8 protein-coding genes and 1 pseudogene are annotated in these 11,777 nt (G+C 73.2%); 3 read left to right on the top strand and 6 right to left on the bottom strand.

The annotated features are described in order from the left end of the window. Nucleotides 1-69 precede the first annotated feature (69 nt). A pseudogene (locus tag ABKW28_RS17050) lies at nt 70-546 on the top strand (IS30 family transposase); the annotation flags it as partial. Nucleotides 547-769: 223 nt separating this feature from the next. Here the strand turns inward: ABKW28_RS17050 and ABKW28_RS17045 are convergent. The 6 genes from ABKW28_RS17045 to ABKW28_RS17020 are packed head-to-tail and all read right to left on the bottom strand — an operon-like array spanning nt 770 to nt 8,306. Further along, nucleotides 770-1,378, bottom strand: a complete 609-nt coding sequence (locus ABKW28_RS17045) for a hypothetical protein (RefSeq protein ID WP_193670149.1) — start codon at nt 1,376-1,378, stop codon at nt 770-772. Nucleotides 1,379-1,381: 3 nt separating this feature from the next. Further along, a complete protein-coding gene (locus ABKW28_RS17040) occupies nt 1,382-3,193 on the bottom strand; it encodes a choice-of-anchor P family protein (RefSeq protein ID WP_348611768.1) in 1,812 nt (603 codons plus the stop codon). Beyond that, entirely contained in the window at nt 3,190-3,897 is a 708-nt protein-coding gene (locus ABKW28_RS17035; RefSeq protein WP_193670151.1) for an ABC transporter ATP-binding protein, read from the bottom strand. Before ABKW28_RS17035 ends, ABKW28_RS17040 begins: the two co-directional genes overlap by 4 nt. Next, nucleotides 3,894-4,763: an ABC transporter ATP-binding protein gene (locus ABKW28_RS17030; protein ID WP_348611765.1), complete on the bottom strand. Its 870-nt coding sequence runs from the start codon at nt 4,761-4,763 to the stop codon at nt 3,894-3,896. The genes ABKW28_RS17035 and ABKW28_RS17030 overlap by 4 nt, the downstream gene beginning before the upstream one ends. Next, the gene (locus tag ABKW28_RS17025) at nt 4,744-6,810 is read right to left on the bottom strand and encodes an ABC transporter permease (RefSeq protein ID WP_193670153.1); all 2,067 of its coding nucleotides are present in this window, start codon (nt 6,808-6,810) and stop codon (nt 4,744-4,746) included. The genes ABKW28_RS17030 and ABKW28_RS17025 overlap by 20 nt, the downstream gene beginning before the upstream one ends. After that, nucleotides 6,807-8,306 carry an ABC transporter substrate-binding protein gene (locus ABKW28_RS17020; RefSeq protein WP_193670154.1) on the bottom strand — a complete coding sequence of 500 codons (1,500 nt, stop codon included), beginning with the start codon at nt 8,304-8,306 and terminating at the stop codon, nt 6,807-6,809. The genes ABKW28_RS17025 and ABKW28_RS17020 overlap by 4 nt, the downstream gene beginning before the upstream one ends. Before the next feature lie 272 nt (nt 8,307-8,578). Here ABKW28_RS17020 and ABKW28_RS17015 point away from each other — a divergent pair, with 272 nt between their 5' ends. Both ABKW28_RS17015 and ABKW28_RS17010 read left to right on the top strand, forming a co-directional pair. Continuing rightward, nucleotides 8,579-10,210, top strand: a complete 1,632-nt coding sequence (locus ABKW28_RS17015; RefSeq protein ID WP_193670155.1) for a GMC family oxidoreductase N-terminal domain-containing protein — start codon at nt 8,579-8,581, stop codon at nt 10,208-10,210. Then, on the top strand, nt 10,207-11,760 hold the full coding sequence (locus ABKW28_RS17010) for an aldehyde dehydrogenase family protein (protein WP_348611762.1): 1,554 nt from the start codon (nt 10,207-10,209) through the stop codon (nt 11,758-11,760). Before ABKW28_RS17015 ends, ABKW28_RS17010 begins: the two co-directional genes overlap by 4 nt. Nucleotides 11,761-11,777 lie beyond the last annotated feature (17 nt).

Raw genomic sequence — 11,777 nt, 5'->3', positions numbered from 1 at the left:
CCCAGTAAGCGACAAGACGCAAGGCGACCTCAGCCACGCCCAGTTCCCCCGGGCCGCTTCAGTCTTACGGAAGGCGACCTGATCCTCGGCTCGACCGCTTCTGGGTCCGCGGTCGGCACCTTGGTCGAGCGCACCACCGGGTTCGTGATGCTGCTGCACCTGCCTGGTGACCACGGCGCCGCAGCGGTCCAAGAAGCGCTCGTGGCCAAAATCGCGACCCTGCCCGAACAGCTGCGCGGCTCGCTGACCTGGGACCAGGGCAGCGAGATGGCCAACCACGTCGAGATCACCAAAGCCACCGACCTCGACGTCTACTTCTGCGACCCGCACTCGCCCTGGCAACGCGGCTCGAACGAGAACATCAACGGCCTGCTGCGCCAATACCTGCCCAAGGGCGGCGACCTGTCCTTCTACGGACCCGGCCTGCTCGACAACATCGCCACTCAGCTCAACACCCGACCCCGCAAACGCCACGGCTTCCTCACACCCGCCGAAGTCCTTGACCAACTACTCTCACAACCACCCACCAACCACGGTGTTGCGTGACTACCTGGAATTCGCCCTGCCGACCCGGCGCATATCTCACCCTGACCCGGCCCAGATGTCTCCGTGACCCGGCCCAGATCTCCCACCGAGTCGGCCCGGACCTCCCCGGCCCCTGTCGATCCGGCGTGGCGGGAAGTTCAGGCCGGCTCAGGGCGAAGTTCAGGCCGGATCGGGGTGAAGTTCAGGCCGGGTCAGGGGGAGATCTGGGCCGGGTCAGCGGGGGTCAGGGGCGGCAGACGCGGCAGGTGGTGAGGTGGCCGTTGTGCTCGCCGACGGGGTGCAGGTCGCTGCGGTGGGCGATCAGGGAGCAGTCGCGGCGGTGCATGGTGGTGCCGTCGCCGGCGGTGACCGGGAGCGCGGAGACGTCGACCCCGTCGTCGCGGGTGGCCGCGGCGCGCGAGGTGACGTCGGCGAGCACCAGCAGGGTGTCGGCCAGGCGCTTGGAGGACTCGCGGCCGTCGTCGGCGATGCGGGCCAGCCAGGCGCCGAAGTAGAGGAACCCGCCGCAGAAGGTCAGCCCCAGCCCCAGCAGGCCGCCCGAGACCAGGTAGGAGATCTGGTCGTACTCGTAGGGCGTGTTGGCCGCGCCGTACCAGCCCAGGATGATCACCACGAGGCCCAGCGGCAGCAGCACCGCGCCGGCCCAGAAGAGCACCACCTGCAGCAGCCGGTAGTTGTTGTTCTTCAGCGGCGCCGCGCCGTTGCCGCCGCGCGAGCCGGCCCGGGGCAGCGAGCCGAGCGCCGAGGCGCCGGTGCGGGCGCCCGAAGCCGGCGCGGCGGGGGCGGCCACGGCGGTGCCGGTGGGGGTGGGTGCGGGGTCGACGGTCGTCATCGCTCAGGCCTTTCGGAGGTCGGGGAGGCCGCTGTCGAGGCCGTGGGGGCAGGCGCCGCCGCCCCCGAGGGCCATCACCCCGAGGCGGCGCAGGTAGGAGCCGGCGACCGTCGCGGCCGCGATGGCGCCGAGCAGCAGGGCGCCGGGGATGGAGAACAGCGGGGGGAGCCCCGCCGCGGTCGGGGCCGCGTCGACGAGGTCGCCGTCGGTCGAGCCGCCGCTGCCGGGCACGGCCGGCTCACCGGGGGTGCCCGGGGTGCCGGGGGTGCCCGCGCCGCCGCCACCGGTGCCGGTGCCGGCCCCGTCGGTCGGGCTGGTCGGGTCGCCGCCACCGGTGGTGTTGTTGTCGGGCACCTCGCCGGTCGGGATGTCGACGGGCTGCGAGGTGTCCACGACGCTGGTGGCGTTGCCGAGGGTGATCACGAACCTCGGCGAGAGGTTGAGCGCCGCGCCGAGCAGGCTCTTGAGCTGCCCGGCCTCCTCGGGGATCTGGTCGAGCAGGTCGGCGAGCGCGTTGAGGGGCAGCGCGTCGAGCTGGCGGCGCAGCACACCGGCGTCGATGACGACCTGGATGCCGTGCACCGTGGAGGTGGCCTTGTCGCCCTCCCGCTCGTACGACGGCTGCGGCAGCAGCAGCTGGATGCCCAGCGCCTCGAGCGCCGCGCCGGCCTCGTCGGGCAGGCCCGGCACCGGCGCGGCCTGGCCGGCGGCCTCGAACCCGTCGGCGCCGAAGCGGAACTTCTGCCCGGCGATGGTCAGCACCCCGTAGTCGGCGCCGCCGCCGGTCGTGCCCTTGGCGCCGTCGCTGCCGGCCACGGCCCGGGCGGTGATGCCCGACAGGGTCACCACCCCGCCGAGCAGGCTGACGTCGCCGACGGCCGAGCGCGAGACCGCGCGCACGGCGGTGGGGTCGTTGGTCACGACCGACTCGGCGGCGTAGCCGCCGATGTCGACGAGCGCGGCGAGCTGGTCGGGGATCTGGCACTCCACCTCCTCGGCGGCTGCGTCGTCGGCGGCACCGGCCTCCGCCCGCGCCGTACGCCGCTCGCGTGCGGTGGGCGCGGCCGTGTCGGCCCGCGACCCGCTCAGCCCGCCCAGCAGCCCCCCGCCGGACTTGCCGCCGGTCAGGCCGCCCGTCAGGCCGTCGGTGAGGGAGCCCAGGCCGGGGATGCCGGGCAGGCCCGGGATCTCGGGCAGACCGGGCAGCCCGGGCAGCCCGGGGACGCCCGGGGTCTCGCCGTCGTCGCTGCCGCCGTCGCCCTGGTCGCCGGCGCCGGGGTCGCCGAGGCGGCAGTCGGTGGAGTAGCCGACCTCGGCGAAGGTCCTGCCCTCGGTGGCGCGGGTGCGGTTGACCACGCCCGGGAACGGCTCGTCGGCCGCGCGCTCGGGACCGGCGGGGTGGTTGGAGTTGACCTGGACGGGGTAGCCGCCCTCGGCGAGCGGGGCGACCAGCTCGGGCGGCAGGCCCAGGTTCTCGAGGATGGTCTTGAACCCTTCCCCCACGGCGTCGCCGGGCCACATGAAGCTGGCCCGCCCGCGCGAGGTCGAGGAGTCGGCCTTGACCACGCTGTAGCCGAGGTTGAGCTCGGCCTGCGGGGTGGCGGGGATCGGGATGGTGGGCTCGTAGATCTCGATGCGCACCGGCGTGGCGGTGGTGGTCGCGGCGTACCCGGCGAAGGGCGGGTCGCCCTCGACGGCACCCGCGACCGCACCGGCCGGCGCGGCGGCCAGCGGGAGCCCGGCCCCGACCAGGGCGGTCGCGGCCAGCGAGAGCAGCACGCGGCGCGGGGACGAAGCGGTGGTCTGGCGGCTCATGCCGCACCTCCCAGGATGACGTCGGACATGGTCTCGAGGATCTCGGCAGGCTCGCCGGTGGCCACGACGCGGCCACCGCTCATCACCGCGGCGTAGTCGGAGACCCGCAGCGCGGTGCGGGCGAACTGCTCGATGCACAGGATGGAGACGCCGGACTCGGCGATCTGGGCGACGGTGTCGTAGAGCTCGTCGACGATCAGCGGCGCCAGGCCCATCGACAGCTCGTCGAGCAGCAGCAGGGCCGGGTCGGAGGCCAGGGCCCGCGACATCGCCAGCATCTGCTGCTCACCGCCCGACATGGTGCCGGCGAGCTGGCCGCGGCGCTCCAGCAGGCGCGGGAAGTAGGTGAACGCGGTCTCGAGGACCGCCTCGGCCGGCACCCCGGCGTACGACATCAGCGTGAGGTTCTCGGCGACCGTCAGGTTGGGGAAGACCGAGCGGCCCTCGGGCACCGTGCACAGCCCGAGCCGGGCGAGCTCCTCGGGGCCCGCGCCGCGGACGTTGACGCCGCCGAGGTGGACGTCGCCGGAGGTGGACGACTTCTGCCCCGAGACCACCTTGATCAGCGTCGACTTGCCGGCGCCGTTGGGCCCCAGCAGCGCCATCACCGCGCCCTTGGGCACCGACAGGTCGACGCCGCGCAGCACCTCGATGCGCCCGTAGGCGGCGTGCAGGTCGACGACCTCGAGGATGGGGACGCTCATCGGGCACCTCCGGGCAGGGGGCTCGCGCCCACGGCGGGCAGGACGGTCGTGTCGTCGCCGAGCACCGGCAGGTCGGTGCGGGTGGCCTCGGCGGGGTGCTCGGCGGGGTGCTCGGCAGGGTGCTCGGCGTCGGGCGCGTAGCCGAGGTAGGCCTTCTGGACCGCGGCGTCGCCCCGGATCGCCTGCGGGGTGCCGGAGGCGATCACCGAGCCGAAGTCGAGCACGTGGATCTCGTCGCACACGCCCATCACCAGGTCCATGTCGTGCTCGACCATCAGGATCGCGCGGCCCTCGACGGCCAGGTCGCGCAGCAGGTCGCCGAAGTCGTCGGTCTCGGTCTCGTCGAGGCCCGACGAGGGCTCGTCGAGCAGCAGCAGCTGGGGGTCGCCGGCCAAGCAGCGGGCCAGCTCGAGCAGCCGGGCGGTGCCGGTCGGGATCGAGTCGGCGCGCTCGTCGGCGTACGCCGCGATGCCCACCCGCTCGAGCAGCGCGTCGACCCCGCCCCGGGAGGACGAGCCGAGCCCGCGCACCGCACCCAGGAGGCCGCGGTGGATGTCGGCGGCCACGCGCACGTTGTCGCGCACGCTCAGCGAGCCGAACGCCTCGAGGCGCTGGAAGGTGCGGCCCATCCCCCGCTTGGAGCGGCGGTGCACCGGCACCGACGTCACCTTGCGCCCGTCGAAGCGCACCGCGCCGCGGGTGGGCTTCTGCAGCCCGGAGATGACGTTGAAGCAGGTGGTCTTGCCGGCGCCGTTGGGCCCGATCAGGCCGGTGACCCGGCCTGCCTCGGCGGCGAAGCAGGCCTCGTCGACGGCGGTGACGCCGCCGAACTGGACCACGACGTGGTCAACCTCGAGGAGCGGCATGCGCACCCACCTCCCGGCTGGGGTCGGCGACGAGCGGCACGTCGACCGACCCGTCGGAGTGGGAGTGGCCGGCGGGCGAGTCGCCGTGCAGGCCGACGCTGGACAGGGACGGCTCGGCCCCGGCGTTGGCCCGGGCCTCGTCGTGCATCCGCTGCTGGGCCTCGCCGGGCGCGGGCAGCACGGGGATGCGGGCGCGGACCTTGGTGCCGTAGCGGCGGTCGAGCAGCCGCCCGAGCTTGAAGAGCTGGTTGGCCAGTCCGTTGGGGTCGCGGCCCAGGGCCACCGCGCCGAAGCCGATGACCGCGAAGATCAGCCCCGCCGCCGAGGGGTTGGAGGACTGGAAGACCGGCAGCAGCATCAGCCCGACCCCGCCGAGGGCGGCGCCGGTCACCGACGTGACGCCGAAGACCACGGCGAGCAGCAGCAGCGGCAGCGAGTTGAAGTACTGGAACTCCGCGGCCCCGACCGAGCCGCGCAGGCCGGCGTACAGCGCGCCGGCGAGGCCGGCCATCCCGGCCGAGAGCCCGAAGAGCCCGACCCGGAACCAGCGCGCGTCGAGCCCCAGCGTGCCGCAGGCGGCCGGGCTGTCGCGCAGCGCGATGAGCATCCGGCCCAGGGTGCCGCGGCGCAGCCACAGCAGCGCCAGGCCCATCAGCACGAAGAACAGCGCCATCACCCACACGTAGGCGGCGGTGGAGCTGATGGCGACGCCGAGGACCGAGAGGCGCTCGGCGTCGAGGGAGCCGTTGAAGCCGAAGGCGAAGTCGGCCTGGAAGACCATCTTCTCCATGATCACGCCGAAGGCGAGCGTCGAGAGGGCCAGGTAGAGCCCGGTCAGGCGGATCACCGGCAGCGCCACCAGCGCCCCGACACCGGCCGCGACCAGCGCCGAGAGGGCCAGCCCCGCGAGGTTGGGCTGGTCGAGCTTGACGTAGGCCAGCGCACCGACGCCGGCGAAAGTCAGCTGGGCCAGCGACACGTGCCCGCCGTACCCGGTCAGCAGCACCAGCGAGAGCATCACCATCGCGTACGTCGCCGCGGTGCCCAGCAGCAGCAGCTTGGACTCCCCGAAGGCGGTGGCCAGGAAGGCCACGCCCAGCAGCAGCGCGCCGCCCCAGCCCAGGGCCCGGAACAGCGAGGGCTGCGGCGCCGAGACGATGCCCTTGACCTGGCCGATGCGCAGCTGGGCCTGGGGCATCGCGACGATGACGGCGAAGAGGAACAGCGCCGGCACCACGTTGCGCACGCTGTTGAGCAGGCCCTCGGTGGGCAGGTAGCCCGAGGCGTAGGAGGTGACCAGCCCCAGCGACATCGCGCCGAGGAAGGTCAGCGGCAGCGACTTCAGGCGCCCGAGCATCGCGGCGGCGTAGGCGTTGATGACCAGCAGGGTCAGCGCGTAGTAGTCGAGGCCGACGGTCGAGACCAGCAGCACGCCGGCCAGCGCGGCCAGCGAGGTGCCGATGGCCCACGAGAGCGCGGCGACCTGCTCGGGCTTGCCGCCGAAGAGCTTGAGCAGCTCGGGGTTGTCGACCGAGGCACGCATCGCGGTGCCGATGCGGGTGCGGTTGAGCAGCACGTAGAGGCCGACCGCGACCACGCCCGAGAGCGCGATGGTGATGATCTGGTGGGCGGTGACGAAGATGCCGAAGAGCTCGACGTCGCTGCCGGGGAAGAAGGGCTGGATGCTGCGCGGCTCGGGCGGCCAGATCTGGGTGGCCAGGCCGATGCACCCGACCAGCAGGCCCACGGTGACCACCAGCGACACCGAGACCGGGCCCTCGCCGAGCCCGCGGGTCACGAAGCGCTGGATGAACCAGCCCACGCCGGGCGCGACGACGAAGAGCACCAGGAACAGCGCCAGCCACAGCGGCATCCCCTGCCGGATGCTGAAGTCCCAGAAGACGAACGACATCACCATGCCGAGCGCGCCGTGGGCGATGTTGAAGACCCGGGTGGTGCTGTAGGTCAGCACCAGCCCGCTGGCCGCGATCGCGTACGCCGCCCCGCTGAACAGGCCGAAGAGCGTGAACGCCAGGAACGAGCTCATCGGACCGTCGTGATCCCGTTGCAGGTGTACTTCGAGCCGCCCACCGAGCTCCAGCGACCGCCCTTGACCTGGATGAAGCGCCAGCAGTCACCGGTCTGCTTGGGCCCCACGACCTGGCGCGAGTGCAGGTCGTTGGCGGTCCAGGCGTTGACCTTGCGCAGCGAGTCGATGAGCGAGGAGCGGTTCAGCCGACCGCCCAGGCCGACCGCCTGCTCGACGAAGAGGCGGGCCGCCGACCAGGCGAAGACGCCGAAGAAGGTGGGCTCGGCTCCGGGCTTCACCTGCTGCAACCAGCTCAGGTAGAGCTGCGTCTCGGGGTTGGACCCGGCCTCCTCGAAGGGCACGAAGTTGGTGAAGACGGTGGCGCCCTCGACCGCGTCGCCGCCCTGGAGGAACTCGCGGGTGTAGGCGGTGGGGTCGAGCATGTAGACGTCGGGCTCGAAGCCCTGCTGCTGCATGGCCTGGGCGAGCTTGGCGGCCTGGGAGGCGGCGCCGATGAACTGCACGTAGCCCACGTCGCGGTCCTTCATCTGCTGCACGTAGGGGGCGTAGTTGAAGTCGGAGACCTCGATGGGCTGCTCGTAGACGAACTTCATCCCGCGCTGGGTCATCGCCTGCAGCTGCAGCTTGCCGTTCTCGGAGGCCGCGCCGGCGTTGATGTAGAGCATCGCGGCCTTCTGCGAGGCGGCCTTGAAGTTCTTCAGCACGTAGTCGGGCACGGCGTTCTCGAACTGCGTGGCCACCGTCGACTGGGCGCCGAAGCAGGTGTCGCACGCGCCCCGGGTGCCGGTGACCGCCGCGGAGCGGATGTCGGGCAGGCCGCACTTCTCGGCCTCGGCCGCGCCGCCGGAGTCGAAGGCCGACATCGAGCCGATCATGGCGAAGGTGTTGGTGCAGGCGTCGGCGTAGGCCTGCTGGTTGCCGCCCGAGTCGGTGCGGGCGTCGTAGTTCTTCAGCGCCAGCGAGCGGCCGCAGATGCCGTCGGGGTTGGTCTTGTTGTAGAAGGCCACGTAGGCCTTGGTGGCGTCCTGGGCGGCCTCGAAGAGCCCCGGCACCGGTCCGGAGATGTCGGCCGCGTTGCCGATGGTGATGGTGGAGTCGGTGATGCCCGGCCCGTTCTTGAAGCCGTCGCAGGAGGCGGCCTTGCCGCCACCGTCGGCCGAGCTCTCGCCGCCCGGGTCGGTGGTGGAGCCGCCGCCCGAGGAGCCGCCCGACCCGCTCGACCCGCCGGACCCGCTGGAGCCGGGGCTGCCCGCCGTGCCCCCCGAGCCGTCGGTGCCCGGCACCCCGCCCGCGCCCGGGTCGCCGCCGGCGTCGGAGGTCTCGCCTCCCACGACCGAGCCGTCGGCCGTGGTGCCGCCCAGCGTGCCGCCCGCCCCCACGACGTCGTTGGGGTCGAGGTTGGAGCCGCACGCGGCGAGCACCAGGCAGAGCGAGCCCGCCACGACGGCCGTGGCGGCGCGTCGGACGTCTCGCGGGGACCGTCGAGCTGACACCGGACCTCCAAGAACTAGAACGTGTACTAATTCTTAACGAGTGTGCCGCAAGAAGGTGACGCTGCCCACAGTGAATTGGAATCAGTTCCACCCGCTCCCACCCGTGGAGGGGTGGTCGACCCCGGCCGCACCCGGCCCGACCGGGCCCACCCGGGCCACCCGGCCACGCGTGGTGTCCAGCACCGGGACACCGCCGTTGTGACGCGGGCCACCCCGGCATACCGTCGGCACGGACGCGCGGGCACCGAGCCCGGTCGCGACGAGGAGGGCCGATGAGCGTGCGGGAGAGCTTCGACTACGTGGTGGTGGGCGCGGGCAGCGCCGGGGCGGTGCTGGCCGCCCGGCTGAGCGAGGACCCGACCACCAGCGTGCTGCTGCTGGAGGCGGGCGGGCCGGCGGAGTCCGACCACGTCACGATCCCGGCCGCGTTCCCGAACCTCTTCAAGACCCGGTGGGACTGGAACTACCAGACCACCGAGCAGAAGCAGCTGGGCCGGCGCGCCTACTGGCCGCGGATGAAGGCGCTCGGCGGCTGCTCCTCGATGAACGCGATGATCTACATCCGCGGCAACGCAGCCGACTACGACACCTGGCGCGACGACCACGGCGCCCACGGCTGGGGCTACGACGACGTGCTGCCCTACTTCCGCCGTGCCGAGGCCAACAGCCGCCACGGCGGGCCCTTCCACGGCCAGGACGGCCCCCTGCACGTCGAGGACCGCCGCTACACCCACGAGCTCACCGAGGCCTGGGTCGAGTCGGCGGTCGCCTCGGGCATGGCGCGCAACGACGACTTCAACGGCGCCACCCAGGAGGGGGCCGGGCTCTACCAGGTCACCTGCCACCAGGGCCGGCGCTGGTCGACGGCCCGCGGCTACCTCGACCCCGCCGCCGACCGGCCCAACCTCACCGTGCGCACCGGCGCGCTGGCCGAGAAGGTCGTCGTCGAGGGCGGCCGCGCGGTGGGCGTGCAGTACCAGCACGGCCGCGGCACCCGCACGACGTACGCCGCCGCCGAGGTGCTGCTGTGCGGCGGCGCGGTCAACAGCCCGCAGCTGCTGATGCTCTCGGGCATCGGCCCGGGCGAGCACCTGCGCGAGGTCGGTGTCGACGTGCTGCTCGACCAGCCCGCGGTCGGCGCCAACCTGCACGACCACCCCGCGCTGCCGCTGGTCTTCGAGACCCGCGGCACCACCGACCTGGCCGAGCTCAACACCCTGGGCACCTTCGCGCGCGCCAAGCTGATGGGCCGGGGCCCGCTGACCTCCAACGTCGGCGAGGGCGGCGGCTTCTGGCGCAGCCGCGAGGGCCTGCACGCCCCCGACCTGCAGGCCCACGTCGCGCCCAGCGGCTTCTGGGACAACGGGCTGCACGAGCCCACCAGCCGCAAGGTCACCGTCGCCCCGACGCTGGTGCACGTGGCCAGCCGCGGCTCCCTGCGGCTGCGCTCGGCCGACCCGCGCTGGCACCCCGACATCGACCCCGGCTACTACGACGACCAGGCCGACCTCGACGCGATGATCGCCGGCGTACGCCGGATGCTCGACGTGGTCGCCACCGGCCCGCTGGCCGAGCTGGTCGCCGGGCCCGGGCTGGCGACGATGCGGTGGGGCGCCGACCCGACCGACGCCCAGATCGAGGAGCACCTGCGCGCGGAGACCCAGACGCTCTACCACCCCGTCGGCACCTGCGCGATGGGCGACGACGAGCGCGCCGTGGTCGACCCCGAGCTGCGGGTGCGCGGCATCGAGGGCCTGCGCGTCGTCGACGCCAGCGTGATGCCGATGGTCACCCGCGGCAACACCAACGCCCCCACCATCATGATCGGCGAGAAGGCCGCCGACCTCGTGCGCGGCCGCGTGCCGGTCGGCGCCACGAGCACCGCGAGGAAGGACCACCGATGAGCGAGCACACCCAGGAGCAGGACCGGCAGAAGCTGGAGTCCTTCGACCCCGCGACCGGCGACGTGGTCGGCGTGCACGCCGTCGACGACACCGCCTCGGTCGAGGCCGCCGTGGCCCGGGCCCGGGCCTCGGCCGGCTGGTGGGCCGGCATCGGCTTCGACGCCCGCGCCGAGGTGCTGGCCCAGTGGCGCGCGGTGCTGACCCGGCGGATGGCCCAGCTGGCCGACGTCGTGCACGCCGAGACCGGCAAGCCGCACGCCGACGCCCAGCTCGAGATCGGCCTGGCCATCGACCACCTGGCCTGGATCGGCTCGAAGGCCGAGAAGGTGCTGGGGCGCCACCGGGTCTCCTCGGGGCTGCTGCTGGCCAACCACGCCGCGTCGGTGGAGTACCTGCCGCTCGGCGTCGTGGGCGTGATCGGGCCCTGGAACTACCCGGTCTTCACGCCGATGGGCTCGATCGCCTACGCCCTGGGCGCCGGCAACACCGTCGTCTTCAAGCCCAGCGAGCTGACCCCCGGCGTGGGCGTCTGGCTCGCCGACAGCCTGCGCGAGGTCGTGCCCGACCAGCACCTGCTGCAGACCGTCATCGGCTGGGGCGAGACCGGTGCCGCGCTGTGCCGCGCCGACATCGACAAGCTCGCCTTCACCGGCTCGACGGCCACCGGCAAGAAGGTGATGGCCACCTGCGCCGAGAACCTCACGCCCGTCGTGATCGAGGCCGGCGGCAAGGACGCCCTGATCGTCGACGAGGACGCCGACCTCGACGCCGCCGCCGACGCCGCGGCCTGGGGAGCCTTCTCCAACGCCGGCCAGACCTGCATCGGCGTCGAGCGGGTCTACGTGCACGAGAAGGTCGCCGACGACTTCGTGGCCCGCCTCTCCGAGCGGGCCCGCGCCGTGCACGCGGGCGTCGACGCCGACGCCAAGCTCGGCCCGATGACGATGGCCTCGCAGCTCGAGGTGGTGCGCAGCCACGTCGACGACGCGCTGGCCCGCGGCGGGCGCGCCGTGGTGGGCGGGCCCGAGTCGGTCGACGACCGCTACGCCCAGCCGGTGGTGCTGGTCGACGTGCCCGAGGACTCCCTGGCCGTGACCGAGGAGACCTTCGGGCCGACGGTCGTGGTCAACCGGGTCAGCTGCATGGACGAGGCCGTCGAGCTGACCAACGCCGGCAAGTACGGCCTCGGCGGCGCGGTGTTCTCCGGTCGCCAGGGCCCCGACATCGCCCGCCGGCTGCGCTCGGGCATGACCTCGGTCAACTCGGTGATCGCCTTCGCCGGGGTGCCCTCGCTGCCCTTCGGCGGGGTCGGCGACTCCGGCTTCGGGCGCATCCACGGCGCCGACGGCCTCAAGGAGTTCACCTACGCCAAGGCGGTGACCCGCCAGCGGATGAAGCCGGTGCTCAACCTGACCACCTTCGAGCGCACCGACGAGCAGGACACCCTCTTCGTCACCATGCTCACCGCGCTGCACGGCCGCGCCAGCCAGATCACCAGGCGCCCGCTGCGCGAGCGGGTGGCAGCGGTGCGGGAGCGCCGCCGGGGCTGAGCCCGGCCGGAGGAGTT

Source organism: Nocardioides sp. 31GB23, from assembly GCF_040012395.1.
Lineage (GTDB): Bacteria > Actinomycetota > Actinomycetes > Propionibacteriales > Nocardioidaceae > Nocardioides > Nocardioides salarius.
Note: the sequence above shows the minus strand (reverse complement) of the source record. Positions and strands in the feature narration are given on the sequence as shown.